Annotated in this window: 13 protein-coding genes; 5 read left to right on the top strand and 8 right to left on the bottom strand. The window is 44.2% G+C overall.

All coding sequences use genetic code 11. The features are described 5' to 3' along the window. Nucleotides 1-73 precede the first annotated feature (73 nt). From HQ43_RS06960 to HQ43_RS06945, 4 genes are read right to left on the bottom strand one after another with little or no spacing between them, the layout of a single operon-like run. The gene (locus HQ43_RS06960; RefSeq protein WP_036791514.1) at nucleotides 74-1,189 is read right to left on the bottom strand and encodes a 4-hydroxybutyrate dehydrogenase; all 1,116 of its coding nucleotides are present in this window, start codon (nucleotides 1,187-1,189) and stop codon (nucleotides 74-76) included. 28 nt (nucleotides 1,190-1,217) lie between these two features. Beyond that, complete coding sequence (locus HQ43_RS06955; RefSeq protein WP_036791511.1) at nucleotides 1,218-2,516, bottom strand: acetyl-CoA hydrolase/transferase family protein; 1,299 nt, start codon at nucleotides 2,514-2,516, stop codon at nucleotides 1,218-1,220. Beyond that, nucleotides 2,513-2,815 carry a NifU family protein gene (locus HQ43_RS06950; RefSeq protein ID WP_036791508.1) on the bottom strand — a complete coding sequence of 101 codons (303 nt, stop codon included), beginning with the start codon at nucleotides 2,813-2,815 and terminating at the stop codon, nucleotides 2,513-2,515. Before HQ43_RS06950 ends, HQ43_RS06955 begins: the two co-directional genes overlap by 4 nt. A 22-nt stretch (nucleotides 2,816-2,837) precedes the next feature. Beyond that, on the bottom strand, nucleotides 2,838-4,298 hold the full coding sequence (locus tag HQ43_RS06945) for a 4-hydroxyphenylacetate 3-hydroxylase family protein (RefSeq protein ID WP_036791505.1): 1,461 nt from the start codon (nucleotides 4,296-4,298) through the stop codon (nucleotides 2,838-2,840). Between the two features lie 853 nt (nucleotides 4,299-5,151). Here HQ43_RS06945 and HQ43_RS10045 point away from each other — a divergent pair. The 5 genes from HQ43_RS10045 (at nucleotide 5,152) to HQ43_RS06920 (ending at nucleotide 11,465) form a co-directional block, all read left to right on the top strand. Next, nucleotides 5,152-7,551, top strand: coding sequence for a collagen-like domain-containing protein (locus tag HQ43_RS10045; protein WP_036791502.1), 2,400 nt, complete (start codon nucleotides 5,152-5,154; stop codon nucleotides 7,549-7,551). A 2-nt stretch (nucleotides 7,552-7,553) separates the two neighbouring features. Next, nucleotides 7,554-8,645: an OmpA family protein gene (locus HQ43_RS06935; RefSeq protein WP_036791500.1), complete on the top strand. Its 1,092-nt coding sequence runs from the start codon at nucleotides 7,554-7,556 to the stop codon at nucleotides 8,643-8,645. Nucleotides 8,646-8,806: 161 nt separating this feature from the next. Continuing rightward, entirely contained in the window at nucleotides 8,807-9,997 is a 1,191-nt protein-coding gene (locus tag HQ43_RS06930; RefSeq protein WP_036791496.1) for a glycosyltransferase family 87 protein, read from the top strand. Then, nucleotides 9,979-10,698 (top strand): glycosyltransferase, encoded by a 720-nt coding sequence (locus HQ43_RS06925; protein WP_036791493.1) that lies wholly within the window; start codon nucleotides 9,979-9,981, stop codon nucleotides 10,696-10,698. Before HQ43_RS06930 ends, HQ43_RS06925 begins: the two co-directional genes overlap by 19 nt. Beyond that, entirely contained in the window at nucleotides 10,686-11,465 is a 780-nt protein-coding gene (locus tag HQ43_RS06920) for a polysaccharide deacetylase family protein (protein WP_036791490.1), read from the top strand. Before HQ43_RS06925 ends, HQ43_RS06920 begins: the two co-directional genes overlap by 13 nt. Nucleotides 11,466-11,530: 65 nt before the next feature. Here the strand turns inward: HQ43_RS06920 and nhaA are convergent, their stop codons facing one another. Genes nhaA through HQ43_RS06900 form a run of 4 tightly spaced genes read right to left on the bottom strand, consistent with a single transcriptional unit; the run spans nucleotide 11,531 to nucleotide 17,239 of the window. Next, nucleotides 11,531-12,877: a Na+/H+ antiporter NhaA gene (nhaA, locus tag HQ43_RS06915; RefSeq protein ID WP_036791487.1), complete on the bottom strand. Its 1,347-nt coding sequence runs from the start codon at nucleotides 12,875-12,877 to the stop codon at nucleotides 11,531-11,533. A gap of 26 nt (nucleotides 12,878-12,903) precedes the next feature. Then, nucleotides 12,904-14,022, bottom strand: coding sequence for an Mrp/NBP35 family ATP-binding protein (locus tag HQ43_RS06910; protein WP_036791484.1), 1,119 nt, complete (start codon nucleotides 14,020-14,022; stop codon nucleotides 12,904-12,906). Further along, nucleotides 14,019-14,792 (bottom strand): tRNA (guanosine(46)-N7)-methyltransferase TrmB, encoded by a 774-nt coding sequence (gene trmB / locus HQ43_RS06905; RefSeq protein WP_036791481.1) that lies wholly within the window; start codon nucleotides 14,790-14,792, stop codon nucleotides 14,019-14,021. Before trmB ends, HQ43_RS06910 begins: the two co-directional genes overlap by 4 nt. Before the next feature lie 14 nt (nucleotides 14,793-14,806). Continuing rightward, entirely contained in the window at nucleotides 14,807-17,239 is a 2,433-nt protein-coding gene (locus tag HQ43_RS06900; RefSeq protein WP_036791478.1) for a glycoside hydrolase family 95 protein, read from the bottom strand. Nucleotides 17,240-17,377: the final 138 nt, after the last annotated feature.

The raw sequence follows: 17,377 nt of genomic DNA, 5'->3' as shown, positions 1-17,377 counted from the left end.
TGTTTAATACGTTATTGTTGTGATTTTCCTATATTTCAATTCAAGATCTTACGATCAAAAAGCCAAGATCAGATTAGTAAAGCTTTCTATATATCTCTTCTATTTCATCCACAGATAGCTCTACATAATTATTAGCCAAGAGACGCTGCTGTGTCTTTATGACAGCTTCTGCAAAGCCCCTTACCTCTTCATCTTTCATTCCATATTCTCGGAGCGGCTTCTTATCTATAAGACAGCCCAAAAGTTGGTCCAGACAAGGATAAACTTCCTCCGGCTGACATCCAAGAATGCGAGAGAGTTTCCAGTTGACTTCCACTATTGCACCAAAAGGATTTTTCTTCTGATAAGCCTTGAAGACCTCTGTAAAGAATTGATAGTTCGCTTCTCCATGTGGTACGTGATAGTTTCCTCCGAGAGGATAAGAGAGCGCGTGAACAGCACCCACTCCGGCATTACCGAAAGCAATTCCTGCAAAATTACTTGCCATGATCATCTCTCCCATCTTTTCAAAGCGATAGTCCGGACCATGCTCTCTTATTTTCTTGAATACATCCAAAATAATATTCCAAGCCTCTTCACTAAAGATCCGAGTAAACGGTGTAGCCTTAGGCGAAACATACGCCTCTATTGCATGAATAAGAGCATCTATTGCGCTGCAGGCATAAAACTTAAATGGCAAGCCACGCAAAAACTCAGGAATGATAACAGCATCATCTGCAAGAATTGCATCATCTGCCAATCCCATCTTTGTATGTCTGCTCTTGATCTCTGCGATAGATATATTGGTAACCTCACTACCTGTACCACAAGTAGTAGGAATAATAACCAGCTTTTTCTCTTTTATCAAAGGGATAGAGCGATCAAATGCTTGCAAGACATCCGTCATATCCTTCAATACAAACAGTTTAGAGATATCTATCACAGTACCTCCACCTATTGCGATAACCCGGTCATAATCCACTCCACGAAGATCAGACAGGATGTTATTCATCATTTCATCCGAAGGTTCCCCGAGTCCATACTTCTCTTGCATCACAAAATGGCAAGGAATATCAGCCTCTTTCATGAATGGTTCATATAAGAACTCATTAGTGATGACCAAGTCTTTAGCTCCAAGATCGAATGCTTGAGCAAACTCCTTAAAGGAGTCAAAGCTATGAATAGTAGTCTTCAGTTTAAAAAGTTGCATAATAGAATATAAATAAGAAATGTTAGTATCATCCAAAACGTTTACTGTAATAGCTCAAAAGTTCCTCACGGAAGTCGGGATGAGCAATGCTGATCAAAGCCTCCGCTCTTTCTCTTAACGACTTCCCTTTCAGACGTGCTATACCATACTCCGTTACAATATAATCCACATCATTTCTGAGGGTCGTCACGGCAGCACCATCTGCTACCTTAGGAACAATTCTTGAAGCCGTACCCTTGCTGGCTGTAGAAGGCATAGCCATAATGCTCTTACCATTCTTAGACCAAGTAGCACCACGAACATAGTCCACTTGTCCTCCGGTTCCGCTAAACTGCTTAGGTCCTATACACTCCGAGACCACCTGTCCCATGAGATCCACCTCTATACAGCTGTTGATGCTTATCATGTTGTCATTTTGTGCAATAACTCTCGGATCATTCACATAGTCCACAGAATAGAGCTCAACATCGGGATTGTTGTTGACAAAGTCGTATACATCCTGAGTTCCCATCAAGAATGTGGCAACCATCTTACCCGGATGTAAACTTTTTTTTGCTCCTGTAATCACACCTCTTCTTACCAACTCAAGGACTCCATCCGCAAACATCTCTGTGTGGATGCCCAAGTCCTTTTTATCCTTCAAGAACTGAAGCACAGCATCCGGAATGGCTCCGATGCCCAGTTGAAGAGTGTCGCCGTCTTTTACAAGTTCGGCACAGTTTTTTCCTATCGCCTCTTCCACTTCTCCGATCTTAGGTTGAGGTATCGTGTAAAGAGGATAATCTGCCTCTACGATAAAGTCTATATCAGAAAGATGTATAGTATTGTCTCCTCCTACAAAAGGCATTTGAGCATTTATCTCCCCGATAACAATTTTAGCCTCTTCTGCTGCCGGCTTGGTATAGTCGCAAGAAATACCAAAGCTGCAATACCCTTCTTCATTGGGAGCAGAAAGCTGTACTATCGCGACATTCACAGGAAGGAGCCCTTGTCTCATCATACTCGGAACTTCATAGAAAAATCCCGGAATGAAATCGGCACGATTTTCAGCCACAGCTGCACGCGAGTTAGCTCCCACAAAGTTGGTTACATGTCTGAAATGAGAAGCCATTTCAGGAGCCATGTACTTACCTTCACCAAGGCAAAGCATGTGATAGATCTTCACATTTTTGAATTTCTCTGCATTTCTTACCAATGCATCTACACACAGCTTTGGTACTGCAGCTGCATGAGAAAGAACGACTAAATCTCCGTTCTGGATATGCTTAACGGCCTCATCCGCTGTTACGACTTTAGACTTAAAAGGCGTTAGGGCATCTCTGTTCATAACTTGCTGTTTTTTCTTAATATTCTCTTAGCTTCGTTCAGAAGGTCTTCACTTACTCCACTTTCCAGACAGAGATACACGTCTTCTGTTTCCAGATGCTCTCTTAATGCAGCTTGTACCACTTTCTCAAGGGTCTCATTTGCTGCCGGACAGAATCTACATGCTCCCGTAAAACGGACATGTATCGTGCGATCATCTATCTTTACAAGCTGCAAATCGCCCCCATGACTACGCAACAACGGACTTACCTTGTCGCGTAGTATGGGTTCAATCTCTTCTGCCAAAAGTGTCTCTACCATTTATAAATATAAAGGATATCGCTTACTTGTCTTTAGAGACATCCACTTTGGCTATAGCACGAGCCAACTCTTTCTTGGCCTCCAAGTCTCCTTGTCTTGCAATCATGATGCGTTGAGCTTGAGGAGATCCGGCTCCGTGCATAGACTCTGTACGATATCCTACTGCTGCAGTACCAAGAGTGATATTCTCTATAAGGCGTAGTATTCTCATGCGATTCTCTGTATCCTTACCTGTTGCTCCCACAAGATACTTCTTAACGATAGGACCAAGTTCCGGATGACGGAGATCCTGTTCAGAAGGCATCGTAACCATAAGACCTCCTGCAATATCTTCGGCAAGACGCGCTATTTCGTATGGTAATCTTGTGATATTTTGTTTACATACATTTGCAAGAAGAAGATCTATCATATAGTTGCCTGCATCCATTTGAGTTCCTTCGGATGAGCAAGCTATACCACAAGAATATAGAGTTTCATTCAAGTGAATCATCTCTATCAGTTTGTCTTTGATGTGTGTTGCTTTAGGCACGCCATTATAGTCCGCAGCGAGAGCAGCAGCACCGATGAGGACATCCCCTACTCCTACCTTACAACCACCATAAGACTGTCTGTGGTAACCGGCAAATCTTTCTACCATCATACCAGCATACTTGTACTCCTTACACATGAATACGCGTTCGTTCGGTACAAATACATCATCAAAGACAACAAGAGCTTCGTGTCCGCCGAACTCAGAGTTTCCTAGATCAATCTCTGCTCCCGGCTCCATTTTTCTTGTATCACAAGATTGACGTCCGTATATCATTATCACACCTTCGGCATCACTTGGCACAGCAAAAGAGACTGCGTAATCCGAATCTTCTGCTTTCATTGCGATAGTAGGCATAATCAAGTGTTCGTGAGAGTTCACGGCCCCTGTTTGGTGAGCCTTAGCACCTCTTACCACAATACCATCCGGACGCACTTCTGTAATGTGTACATAGAGATCCGGATCGGGTTGCTGAGAAGGAGACAGACTTCTATCACCCTTAGGGTCAGTCATAGCACCATCCACCACAAGGTCATTCTCTTGCACAAACTCCATGTACTTCACAAAACGCTTGTGGTACTCTGTTCCCAGCTCTCTATCCATTTCAAACGTTGTAGAATAGATTGCATTGAATGCATCCATACCCACACAACGTTGGAAGCAAGAAGCTGTCTTCTGTCCCAAGAGGCGTTGCATTTTCACCTTATTCTTAAGGTCTTCTGTACTTTGGTGAAGGTGGCAAAATCTATTTATTCGCTTGCCTGTAAGATTACTTGTGGCAGTCATGAGATCCTTGTACTCCTCCATTTCTGCCAGTTTGTAAGTCATTGCTACTGAGTTCATCGAAGGTCTTATCATTGGGTGATCCACAGGATTATCGATCTTTTCTCCCATAAAATAGACCTGAAGATTCATTTTTCTCAGACTTTCTACATACTGTTCGCTGGTCATCATAAGCTGTATTGAGTTTTATAAGTGATAAAACATTAGTTTTCGTAGCAGAGAAAGAAAGCTCCTTTATCTTGTTTAGTAAGTATGACTATAGGCAGTAGTCCCATAAAAGATATCTTCCATGTGTTTTTTGCTTTGCCATACATATATCCTGCTAAAAAGTATTTCAATTCGTCTCACCTCATGTATTCAACAAAAATCATAGAGGCTTTTTACTTTGGCAGGAACTTGACAAGTGTCAAAAACTCTCTTTCTGAATCTATTTTTATAATGTTAGTAATATAGTTTTCTGTTCCGGATATGGCTCTCAAAAGATTGCACGAAAAAACCACTTAAAGTCGTAACTCTAAGTGTCAATTTGTGCCAATCTGACATGGAATCTTTAGTGCTATAAGCACCGATACTCTCTTGCATATTCCTTGAGAGTGCATATCACATGTAGTTTTTTGTTGTAGTGTTTGAAAATGTTATTCTATTTCGCTACAAAAATATGTAATTTGTTTGAACCTACCAATAGATGCCTATAAAATCGTCTTTAGAACTTGTTTTTAAACTAAATCAGCCTCTCCTCTTTATCACAAAACGAAGTATCATGATGCAAGAAAATATCAACGAGAAATTATATTTACACTCACACTCAAAATAAAAAATCTCAACTATTTTGATAAATAATTTGGTTTCCAAACCATTTATTGCTAAAATTGTGGGTTGAAAAGAAATATTTAAGAGCCTGTTACTATGAGATGTATATCTTTTAGTTACCGATACGACTCGTTAAAGATAGAATAACAGTAAGCGATTTTTATCATAAATAGAAAATACAAACACACAAAAATGAATCATTTGATTTACAACTATGAGTAAAAACCGTTTTCTCTTCAAGGGATTATTTCTTTTGTTGCTGCTAATTGTAGGATTAACAGCATGTGAAAAAGTAGACTTTATACTTCCCGAAGGACCTCAAGGAGAAAGAGGGCCTCAAGGAGAGGCAGGGTTATCAGCTTACGAAATATGGAAGCGACAGGTAGAAAAAAAGATTATTATATGGAATGGAGGTACAAATATTCCCGACTTCTTTCTCTACCTAAAAGGCAAAGACGGGAAAGATGGTAAAGATGGAGTCTCTCCACACATCGGCACAAATGGTAACTGGTGGATTGGTAGCAAAGATACGGGCATTCCTGCCAGAGGTAAAGATGGTAAAGACGGTAACAATGGCAAAGATGGAGAAAACGGACAAGATGGTGTCTCTCCACACATAGGCTCGAACGGCAATTGGTGGATAGGAGACAAGGACACCGGTGTCCCTGCCAAAGGTGAAGACGGTAAGGATGGTAAGGATGGCAAAGATGGAGAGAATGGACAAGATGGTATCTCTCCGCACATTGGCAAAAACGGAAACTGGTGGATAGGAGACAAGGACACCGGTGTCCCAGCCAAAGGTAAAGACGGTAAGGATGGAGAGAATGGAGAGAATGGACAAAACGGTATCTCTCCACACATTGGCGAAAACGGGAACTGGTGGATAGGAGACAAAGACACAGGTATTCCTGCTAAAGGAAAGGATGGTAAAGATGGCAAGGATGGTGCAAAAGGTAATAACGGAGACTCTGCTTATGAAGTCTGGAAGAAGTTCATCTCTTCCGGCAATGTACCGCATCCACATAAACCGGGAGAAAAATGGCCACCTGAAGCCAATTCAGAGGCAGACTTTTGGGCTTTCCTAATGGGAGCTAAAGGAGAAAATGGATCCAATGGTAAGGATGGGAATGATGGAAAAGACGGGGAGAATGGACAAAATGGAAACAATGGTCTTTCTACCTATGAGCTTTGGAAAGAAGATCTTGCGAAAAGATGTGGAACGACAAATCCTATCAGAAACAGAAACACAAACGAGCCGTGGGATTGCGAAAAGAACTCTCTTGACGACTTTTACGAGTTCATAAGTGCTTCTTGTGAGTGTGGCAATACCGACTTCGTACCTCCTGTACCAGGAACTCCCGGAGCAGAGACTCCCATTATAGACAATATGTTCAACGTTATTGCACAATTTTCTCTTGCAAACTTCAGTGAATACAGTCATCCCGATGGGGTTCTTTATAAGGTCTATGATAAAAATGGAGAGTTGGCTCCGGGAAGTATTGTCACGGGAATGCCCGGATTAGATCCGGCTTTAGCTTTTGTGGCAGATACCAACGGAGAGTTTCGCATACCTCTGAACCTGTTGCCATTCAAAGACATGGCATCATTTGGGGCTCCATTTGTTAAATATAAAGGTAAAACAAGAAGAGCTGCTAGAAACACTTTTGTTCCAAACAGAATTCATGCAAGGGTTAGGCTTCGTTCCATTTTTTATGTTATGGGACATAATATTCTTCAAATCAATTCTGCTATAGAAATCCATCGCAAGCCTGGCTCTCCTTGGGAACCCGTTCCGGCTCATCTCATAGACGATAGTCGACCACGATTTGGCAACTATGCTACCGGATACAGAATATCGAATCCTGAAGATCCGACTTCATTTATTTTAGATGGTGGTGGACATAAGATTTCGGTACCATTTACCATAGATCAGATGTTTGGCAACTTTACCATTAAGAAGAAAATAGTAGACTCGGATCTTATCCTCGACAAGAGTAACCTTTGGGGAGGAGAGAGAGAGTATTACACCGTAGACTTTGACTTAGGTAAGTATTTGGGAGTTTTGGAGGGAATAATTATCGTTGAAGTGCCGCCGGTACAAAATCTTCCTCAGATAAAAAAACTTGTATTGCATAAAAAGATCGTACAAGATGATGATACCGTATTGTTTGAAAGAGTAACAGGAGAGCTTGATACGAGTACCATAAATCTTGATGCTATATTCCCTCAAAGCAAGAGAAAGGTAGCCATTAAACCGGAAAGAATGACCGTACTTTATCCGCCATTCACACAAGAAGAAGCAAAAGCACAAACAGTACTCTTCGTCAAAGCCAATTATGGAGGGGAAGATTATGCAGACACATCCGAAAAACATCCGACTCTTGGTGCACCAACATTTGAGCTAAAGAATGTCCGGTTAGGATCCAGAATATATGTCTCATACAACTGGTCTGTTTCTTCCGGCAAAAGTGGAAACATAGCTTGGAATGGCTTGGACAACATACACAGAGAGCTTATTGAAGATCCAGCTCACCCGGGTCAATACAAACTAAAGATTAACCCTCTATATGAGGGGAAAGTGGCTCCGATCGAAGTAACTTATAGCGAAGAATAATCATGAAGACAATACTACGGATACTTCTTTTTACCCTTATCGTGAGTGGAGGTTACGCACAGCAATCCGTAAAGAAAGCATGGGAAATCTCCCTTGGGGGTAATGCTCTCGGACTTTCCAGAATAGATATTGCAGAAGCTTCCAAAAAAGCTCATCACTACTTTATCTCTATGGATAAGAGGAGCGTGCTCTTCGGAGGACATATAGGCATCGGAAAAGAGCTTGGGCGCCATTGGGCTGTGGATCTTACCCAGTCGGTAAGTTATGACAAAGAGTTTGCATTCCTGACCAATTTGGGAATACGCTATAGGCTCGGAGAATATTTTCGTTCGAATCCACTATTTGATCCTTATCTGACAATAGGGACAGGATACTTCTACAATGGTTTTTCTAAGGGAAACCCAAAGATTCAAATTGATGGAAAAAGTGTTGAATACAAGACTCCTCATCAGATACAAAGAAAACATCTTATACCCATACACGGAGGTGTGGGTATCAATCTTTGGTTTAACGATCATTGGGGGCTAAATATGGAAGGCGGTTATCAGGCATTTGAACACATGGACAGATCCGGACTTTGGTATGCTCGTGTAGGTATAAAGATGCGTATCGGTGGAGAGCCTAAGATAATGCAGCCCAAAACGGAGATAAGATACGTGGAAAAAGTGATAGAGAAAATCGTCGAAAAAGAAGTAAAAGTTGCTCCGGCATCTCTCCCTTCAACCTCTATCCCTATGCTTCTGGAAGGAATCTTCTTTGCATTTAACAGCAGTGTTATAGACGATACTTCTAAGCAGTCTTTGGATCAAACGGCGGCTTTCATGCTCCAGAATAACAATAAACGATTCCTTATATCCGGGTTCACCGATAATGTGGGTAGCGATGAGTACAACGATAAACTTTCCAATGAAAGAGCGAAAGCTGTTGTCAATGCCCTTATCTCCAGAGGTGTTCCTCAAGATAAACTGAAGTACAGAGGGCTTGGTAAGAGAGTGGCATTGGCTCCGAAGGAGAAGCCGGACAGCACTCGTAAGCAGGATAGAAAAATCATGATCGAAATTATAGAGTCCGACGACTATTGGAGCTCTCTATAATTGTTCGTCCCTGATGTGTTATAACTCAAAACGGAGGTGTGTTTGCGCAACACATCTCCGTTTTCATTAGTTCTCCTTTCATGAGCGAAGGCAGGAGTGAAAACACAATTTCGAGCGGAAATGGTATCTTTGTGAGAACTCTAATGACCATTTGATAACAAATGACACAGAAAAAGAGCGTCAAGACTCTACTCTTGCAGCCGCAGAGCATCTTCTTCTTCGGATTACTGCTTACCTTGATTTTCTCCACTACCGAGCTGGTCTCCCTAAAGGCAAACAACTTTCAGATATTTGCCTATGGGTCTAAAGATTTCTGGGCAGGCATCAATCCCTATTCCGGTTGGGATCATACCGGGGTTGCCGGAAACGGGCTCGACAGATACTTGTACGGTCCGCTCTTCTCGATGCTTTTCACTCCGTTTGCCTTCCTTCCTTGGTGGCTGGGAGCTTCTCTCTGGAATCTCACAAGCTATTCGGCATTCTTCTACTCCTTGTATAGCTGTAAAGTTTGGAATAGTAAGCGACTTGCCGTAGTCTTCTTCCTGCTTGTGGGAATTATGGTTTCATCCATCATGTCGTTCCAGTTCAACCTTCTCACCACTGCTATGTTTCTCTTTATTTACAAATGGATGGAAGAGAGACGATACCTTCCGGCGGTACTTCTGTTAGTCATAGGGGCTTTCACAAAAGTGTATATCGGCTTTGCCGGAGTACTACTCTTTTTCTATCCTCGTTTTTGGAAAAACATCGGACACGCAATAGTATTTTCGGTGATAGCGTTACTTCTTCCTGCTCTAAAGGTTGGAGTGGACGGACTTCTGCCTTACTACCGCTCATGGTTTGAGGCAATCTCCATACGGGAAGCTCCCGAACGTTTTGAAGTAGCCTACCGCTTCATTGCTAAAGCCGGACTACCGGAGATCTACGAATATACACTACCGATACTCATTGTTGCTACACTCTTACCGACAGTCTGTATAGCTCTCTGTCTGATGCAGACAAAAGAGAGGGAGAGAAGAGACAGCCTGCGCCCGATGCTGGGAGCAATGCTGCTCGGAACGGTAATGATGACGCTGATGGTGTGGGGGAACTCCACCGAAAGACACACCTATATAATAGGTATGACGGGGTATCTTCTTTGGGTGTATGCCAAAGGATACATGTCCAAAACGGATAAGATATTCACAGCTCTCTTTTTCTTCTTCTATGTCATCTGCCCCATAGATGTGATATGTCCCGTAAAAATCCGAAGAATAATACTTGACCACAATAATCTTGGAGTTATCTTTGCCCTCATCCTATGGGCAAGAATGACCCTTGAGCCACTTTTGATATGCAAAAACAGACGTTAGACATCATTCTCCCGGCATATAAACCGAAAGGAGAGTGGGTGAAAGCAGTGCACACGCAACTCTCTTCTATCTCCGAGCAATACTCGGACAGGTTGGAGATCTCTCTTATTATATCTCCGGATGGATCGTTTTCTTATTACAGCGAAGAGGTGAAACAACAGATTGCCGATCTGCCTTGGGCCGTGCGGTATGTCTCTTACGAGGTCAACAGGGGTAAAGGTTTTGCTCTCCGTTCAGGTGTAGAAATGTCGGACTCAGACCTGATCCTGTACACAGATTATGACTTCCCTTTCGAGTCGTTTTCTTATACCAATGTTATCGAAAGCCTTCTTTCGGGAGCTGATGCGGTGATTGCCATCAGGCGGAAAAGCTATCAGCATCGTCTGCCTGCCTTGAGAAAACTGCTCTCATACGGTTCTCATCTGGTCAATAGAGTACTGCTCGGTCTTCCATATACAGACACACAAGGCGGTCTGAAAGGATTCAACCGGAAAGGGAAAGAGGCTTTTCTGGAAACGAATATAGACTCTTTCCTCTTCGATACACAGTTCATCTCGATAGCTGTGAAAAAACGCCTGAAAGTGGAAGGCGTTCCGGCAAAGGTAAGAGATGAAGTAGTTTTATCCCGAATGGGCATGAAAGTCCTTCTTAAGGAGCTTCGTGTCCTTCCTAAAGTATTCCAATCAAGATGGTTTTCTTAAGTTTCGATATAGAGGAGTTCGATGCTCCCGTAGAGTTTGGTCATCCGATACCATTTGAAAAGCAGATAGAAATATCGGCTCGCGGTACTGAAGCTATCCTTTCTCTACTAAAAGAGAAGGATGTAAAAGCAACATTCTTTTGTACGGCAACGTTTGCAATGGAACGTCCGAATCTGGTTCAACGCATCACGGAAGAAGGACACGAGCTAGCTTCACACGGCTATTATCACTCCTCTTTCCATGTAGATGATCTTCTCTCGTCCCGCTTAAAGCTGCAAGAGATTACCGGATACGATGTGGTAGGATTCCGTATGCCTCGTATGCAGAATGTATCGGGGTATGCGCTCAAAAATGCAGGTTATAAGTACGATTCCTCTCTGAATCCGACGTGGATGCCGGGACGGTACAACAACTTAGGTAAACCGACACGTCCGTTTATCTCACCCGAACAGCTGTTGGTTCTGCCTGCATCCGTTACACCAATAGTACGTTTTCCTCTCTTTTGGCTCTGTTTTCACAATCTCCCGATGGATATATTCAACGATCTCTGCATCTACACGTACAGAGACAAACAGTACTTCAATATCTATTTCCATCCTTGGGAATTTGTACACCTGCCATCGGATCCTCTGATTAAGCTACCATTTTATATGAGACAAAATACCGGAGAAGAGGCATTGTTCAGGCTATCTGCTCTGATAGATCGTCTGAAAAGACAGAATGCACAGTTTGGCAGATGTAGAGAGATGCTCGAAAAGGTCTTTTAGAATACGCTGCAACACATTGCCATAAATAAAAAATCCCCGATTTGGATTCAAATCGGGGATTTTCTTTATTTCTTCAGATGCCTCGTAGCAAAGTTTAAGGCAAAAAATCCGACAAGAGCGGAAACTATGGTACCGGAAAATACTCCGATCTTTGCTTGGTTTAGAAGATTTACACCTTCTGCTGTTTCGGGAGAGTAAGAAAGAGAGGCTATAAAGAGCGAAACCGTAAAGCCGATGCCTCCAAAAATAGATATAGCGATAAGATTTCGTGTCGTCATTCCCTCAGGATATTTCAATATCCCAATCTTGTTCGGTATATAAGTAAAGAGAGAGATACCCAACATCTTTCCGATAAAAAGCCCGCAGAATATTGCAATAGGCAGTCCCAAAAGATCCGACATCGTAACTCCTCCAAATGTTACACCGGCATTGACAAAAGCAAATAAAGGTAAAATAATATAGCTTACCACCGGACTTAAATCGTGCTCAATGAACTGAAGCGGAGAGATAGAACGCTCCACTTTTTTTTCCAAAAGACGCAAACGAACCAGCTGACGGTGAGAAAGTTTCTGTGCTTTATCTGCTTCAATCTCGTACTTACCATTGAAATCTCCGATAAAGTCCGATAGACTCTCCTTGAGTTGAGGCAGGCGAACTGTACACTTAGAAGGTATGGTAAGCGCCAACAATACTCCGGAAATGGTGGTGTGAATACCGCTGTGCAGGAAGAATGTCCAGACAATAAAACCGATGAAATAGTAGATGTACGCCTTGTCCATCCCTTTACGTCCCAAGATGTAAGTTACCACCAAGAGACCAAGCCCTATCAACAGAGAGGTTAGATGTATCTGTCCGCTGTAAAAAAGAGCGATAATGATGATACCGCCAATATCATCCACAACAGCCAAAGACATCAAAAAGACTTTCAGACAAGGAGGGACATGCTTGCCGACTGCCGCTAAAACAGCCAAAGCAAAAGCTATATCCGTTGCCATAGGTATGGCTGCACCTCTCATTGCCATACCTCCATCGTGAACAAATGCGTAGAAAACAAGTACCGGTATTATCATTCCTCCTATGGCCGCAACCACCGGAAGCATCGCTTTTCTAACGCTTGAGAGCTGTCCTATAAGAAGCTCCATCTTAATCTCCAGGCCTATTACGAAGAAGAATATAGCCATAAGAGCATCGTTCACGAACTCTTGCAGCGTCATCGGTCTCCCGTGATGTTCAAAGAGTCCGTAATCTCCGATATTTACTTTGATCGGATTATTGAGAAAGTTGAAATACTGTGCTTGCCAGGGAGAGTTGGCAAAAATGATAGCAGCCAAAGCCGCCAAAAAGAGAAGCAAGGAGGGATTGATACTCTGCACCACCTTACTTATCCGGAATTGTGCTTGTTCTTGTTGCATTGCGATAAGTATTTGTGTTTGTGTTATTACTTGCGCGTCACTTCAACTTTCTTCGTTGGAGGGAGAGTCGTGTTACGTTCCTCTACGCTCTTGATTACCTTGGCAGCCAATTCGCGGAACGCCTGTCCGACAATGCTATCGGGATTGGCAGCGATGGGTACACCGCTGTCCCCCCCCTCACGAATGCTTTGAACGAGAGGTATCTGTCCAAGAAGATGGGTTCCGACCTCTTCTGCCAAGCGTTTACCTCCCTCTTTACCGAAGATGTAATACTTATTCTCCGGCAGCTCTTCGGGTGTAAACCATGCCATGTTCTCTACCAAACCCAAGAGCGGAACATTGACTTTTTCATCCAAAAACATATTCACCCCTTTTCGTGCATCCGCAAGAGCCACATCCTGAGGCGTGGTAACCACTATTGCGCCCGTGATGCCGAGAGTCTGTATAAGTGTCAAATGAATATCGCTGGTACCGGGAGGAAGGTCGATGAGAAAGTAATCCAACTCTCCCCAATGCGCTTCTGTTATAAGTTGATTCAGGGCATTACATGCCATGCTTCCGCGCCAAAGTACCGGAGCATCTTTATTAACAAAAAATCCTATCGAGAGCAGTTTGACGCCATGACTCTCTTCGGGGATGATAAGATCCTTACCATTGATATTCTCCAAGCAGGGTCTTGCCTCTTCGCAGCAAAACATCTTAGGCATGCTTGGACCGAATATATCTGCATCCAACACGCCCACCTTATAGCCCGAAGCGGCAAGGGCAACAGCCAGATTGGCTGTAACCGTACTTTTCCCCACTCCTCCCTTACCGGAAGATATGGCAACGATATTCTTCACACCGGGAAGAAGTTGAGGTTTCTCCTCTTTCACCACTTTAGGGAAAACGGCTGTTACATTTCCTTTTACCTCTACATCCGGAGAGATATAAGTATTGACGGCTGTTTCTGCTGCCCGAACAAGAGACTTTGCAAAAGGGTCATTCTCTTTCGGGAAATGTATTTCAAACGAAACCTTATTGCCAGCTATGTGTATGCTGTCAGCCTGTACCATTCCTGCGCTGACAATATCTTCGCTCTTGCCCGGATAGCGGACATTCCGCAAGGCATCCAATATTAGATTGGGGTATAATTTAAGTGTCATATATTCGATTTTAAGTTAAGAGAGCCTCTTCTTTCCCGGTTAAAGCTACGGTAACTATCCGGCTCTATTTCTATGTCAGGGTCTTCGGAGTGATCGGTGAGCAGTGCCGGAGAGAGTACGATATACTTTATCGTCAATCCTCGTTCTCTCCATTGGCTTTCGTAGTAGGTACGAATCTTTCTCAACGGATCTTCTTCGTCCACCTCTTTGTCTATGTCTTCTATGGAACGGATCACTTCCAAGCCGTTGTGCCGAGCCATTGCGGATGTGAATGTATAGAGAAACGGGCTGTCCGTCTTCAGGTGTACCACTCCGTTGGAAGCAAGGATTCTCTTGTACATCTGCATAAACCGGACAGAGGTAAGTCTTTTCCGCACCTTTTTCATCTGCGGATCAGGGAACGTGATCCATATCTCATCCACCTCTCCGGGAGCAAAAAATGTCTCGATAAACTCTATCTCTGTCCGGAGGAAAGCCACATTGGAAAGCTCCTCTCTATGGGCTGTGGTTGCTCCCGTCCACATACGATTTCCCTTGATATCCACTCCGATAAAGTTCTTATCCGGAAACATCCGTCCCATTTCCACAGTATATTCGCCTCTGCCACAGCCCAATTCCAAAACAATGGGAGCATCATTCTCAAACACTTTGGCTCTCCACTCTCCACGGAAAGGGAACTGCACCCCGGTACGAAGCACTCCGAAAGGATATTCGTACACATTGGGCAGAGCAGCCATATCGGCAAACTTGGCAAGCTTATTCTTTCCCATTCTCTTCTATATCTTTAACGGGCAGAGACCGTATCGCCCGGTTTGAGGTTCAGTATCCAGTAACCGCCTTGGCGTTTAGCCGAACCTTTTCCTTTCACTTGCAGTCGGAGTGTCTCCAATCCCTTGTCCGCTTTCAGCTTATGAGTATAAGGAGCAGAAGCCGTCAGTGTAAAAGCAACGATCTTGGCATCCTTCCACTCGGCAGAGATAAGAGCATCTCCCACTACTTTAATGTTGCGGAAGCTTCCGCTCTTACGCCAAGAAGAAGGGAGTGCAGGTATTACCTCTATCACACCGGACTCGCTCTGCAACAGCATCTCCATGATACCGGCAGCACCTCCGAAGTTTCCGTCTATCTGGAAAGGCGGATGCGCACTGAAAAGATTAGGCAGTGTTCCGCTTCTGTACCCCTTATAGTCCATACCCTGCACACTGCAAGGGCGAAGAAGTTCGGTAATGAGCTTGAATGCCCTATCTCCCTCGTGCAGTCTTGCCCAGAAGTTTATCTTCCACGCCATAGACCAACTCGTGCTCACATCACCACGTGCATCAAGGCTTTTCTTTGCGGCTGCCGCCAGATCCGGTGTGTGTTCCAAGCTGATTTCACTGCCCGGATAGAGTCCGTAAAGGTGTGAGACGTGGCGGTGATGCGGCTCTGCCTCTCTGTATGGCTCAAGCCATTCGAGTATTCTGCCGTCTTCACCTATTGTCGTAGGCATCAAGCTGTCTCTCTTCTGAGCCATTGTTTTCAGCAGCGGATCTTTGATACCGAGTATCCGAGCCGCCTCTATGGTATTCCCGAACAGCTCGCGTATGATTTGGTTGTCCATTGTGGATCCGGCAGATATGTGTACGACCTCCCCTTTCGGTGTGTAGTATGAATTTTCCGGAGAGGTTGTGGGGGCTGTTACAAGGTAGCCGTTGCGAGGATCTTTCACCAACATATCCACAAAGAAGCGCGATGCTTCGAGCATTGCAGGGAATACCTCTCTCAGATAAGCCTTATCGAGGTTGTATCTGTAATGTCTGAACAAGTGTTGGCAGAGCCATGCCGCAGATGTGTTTGTGGCACCCCATGAAGGGTGTTCTCCCGGTGCGGTAAACTGCCATACGTTGCCAAGAATGTGAGTAACCCATCCCTTTGCTCCGTAGAACACTTTTGCAGTCCGCTTTCCACTCTCTACCTGATCCAGTGTCCAGTCCGAAAGAGTCCGGTGAAGCGGAGAAAGATTGCCTGTTTCTGCCGGCCAGTAGTTCATCTGCAGGTTAATATTCAAATGGTAGTCTCCGTTCCAAGGCGTTGCTATGGTGCTTGCCCAAAGTCCTTGTAAGTTGGGCGGCAAACCGCCTTCACGTGTCGAAGAGACCAAAAGATAGAGTCCGAACTTCTGATACAACGCAACCAGTGGAAGGTCTTCATGGTTTTCATGGAACAGTCTTAATCTCTCCGGCATCGGAAGTTGTTCGTTGGGATGCTCTCCGAGAGACAGGTCTGCCGTCTGTCCGAACTTCTCTCCGAATGCTTTCGTATGCGCTTCTCTGAGAAAGTCGAGCGAGGCTTTTGCTGCCACTTCATCCAGTCTCTTGGTGACCCTCTCCTTTTCGTTCACTCCACCATAAGAGGTGTTCATTGCAATGAGGATGAGTACGGAAGTGGCTTGACGTACTTCCAAAGAGCCGTTGTTGGGGAAGATGGATCCGCCTTCGGGCAAAACGACACGTGCTTCTCCAAAAAATCTGTTACCATAGCCGCCTGTACCATCCGGGAGTACCCCTTCTATCACGGCACCACTCTTGGTAAGACGGAAATGAGCATGCTGTGGACGGCTCCAGGCGAGGTCGAAAGAGAGCTTGCCCGACTCCGATGCCGTCAGTTCGATGACTGCAACATCGTCTGCAAAAGAGGTATAGTATTTTCTGCTGTACTGCACTCCTCCGGAGGAGAAGGTGGTTTCAGCCAGTGCGTTGTCTATGTCCAGTGCTCTCTTGTAGTCTGTCACTTGGGGTTCTATCCCGTAGTGGCTCAGATGCAGACGTCCAAAGAGCTGATAAGATCCGTATGGGGCAATATCTCCTCTCCCGTAATTGCTCCCCTTTCCTCCGCAAACAAAGGTGCGATAAACGAGTTCTTCGGCTTTCTTATTCTCCCCTGCAAAGAGCAGACGACGAATCTCTTCCAACGACTCCAACGCTTTGGGGTTATCCGTATTCTCTTTAGAGCCGGACCACATCGAAATCTCGTTCAGCGTGATAGTCTCATGGCTGAGGCGAGAATCGGTCATGAGTCCGATCCGTCCGTTACCCAGTGGCAGCTGTTCCTCCCATACTTTTGCAGGTGAAGTGAAATAGTAGTAGTTCTTAGAAGCTGCATCCACCCCGCTTATCACTCCAAACGAGAAGAGCAGACACAGCAATATTTTTCCGGATAGTCTTGTAATAACCGTCATCTCAATTATCTATAAATAATGGGTAAAGATACTAATATTTTTCCGGATAGCCGGGAAGCAGACCCCTAATGGGAACCGGCAAAAAAGAAGAAATAATAGCTTCCTGACAGAGAGGCATTTTTATATATTCCATACCGA

Source organism: Porphyromonas canoris, from assembly GCF_000769115.1.
Classification (GTDB): domain Bacteria; phylum Bacteroidota; class Bacteroidia; order Bacteroidales; family Porphyromonadaceae; genus Porphyromonas_A; species Porphyromonas_A canoris.
This window is presented reverse-complemented; position numbering and strand designations above follow the sequence as displayed.

Coding starts and splice junctions, on each gene's coding strand:
- HQ43_RS06960 (WP_036791514.1), bottom strand. CDS start 1,189: ATGCAACTTTTTAAACTGAAGACTACTATTCATAGCTTTGACTCCTTT.
- HQ43_RS06955 (WP_036791511.1), bottom strand. CDS start 2,516: ATGAACAGAGATGCCCTAACGCCTTTTAAGTCTAAAGTCGTAACAGCG.
- HQ43_RS06950 (WP_036791508.1), bottom strand. CDS start 2,815: ATGGTAGAGACACTTTTGGCAGAAGAGATTGAACCCATACTACGCGAC.
- HQ43_RS06945 (WP_036791505.1), bottom strand. CDS start 4,298: ATGATGACCAGCGAACAGTATGTAGAAAGTCTGAGAAAAATGAATCTT.
- HQ43_RS10045 (WP_036791502.1), top strand. CDS start 5,152: ATGAGTAAAAACCGTTTTCTCTTCAAGGGATTATTTCTTTTGTTGCTG.
- HQ43_RS06935 (WP_036791500.1), top strand. CDS start 7,554: ATGAAGACAATACTACGGATACTTCTTTTTACCCTTATCGTGAGTGGA.
- HQ43_RS06930 (WP_036791496.1), top strand. CDS start 8,807: ATGACACAGAAAAAGAGCGTCAAGACTCTACTCTTGCAGCCGCAGAGC.
- HQ43_RS06925 (WP_036791493.1), top strand. CDS start 9,979: ATGCAAAAACAGACGTTAGACATCATTCTCCCGGCATATAAACCGAAA.
- HQ43_RS06920 (WP_036791490.1), top strand. CDS start 10,686: ATGGTTTTCTTAAGTTTCGATATAGAGGAGTTCGATGCTCCCGTAGAG.
- nhaA (WP_036791487.1), bottom strand. CDS start 12,877: ATGCAACAAGAACAAGCACAATTCCGGATAAGTAAGGTGGTGCAGAGT.
- HQ43_RS06910 (WP_036791484.1), bottom strand. CDS start 14,022: ATGACACTTAAATTATACCCCAATCTAATATTGGATGCCTTGCGGAAT.
- trmB (WP_036791481.1), bottom strand. CDS start 14,792: ATGGGAAAGAATAAGCTTGCCAAGTTTGCCGATATGGCTGCTCTGCCC.
- HQ43_RS06900 (WP_036791478.1), bottom strand. CDS start 17,239: ATGACGGTTATTACAAGACTATCCGGAAAAATATTGCTGTGTCTGCTC.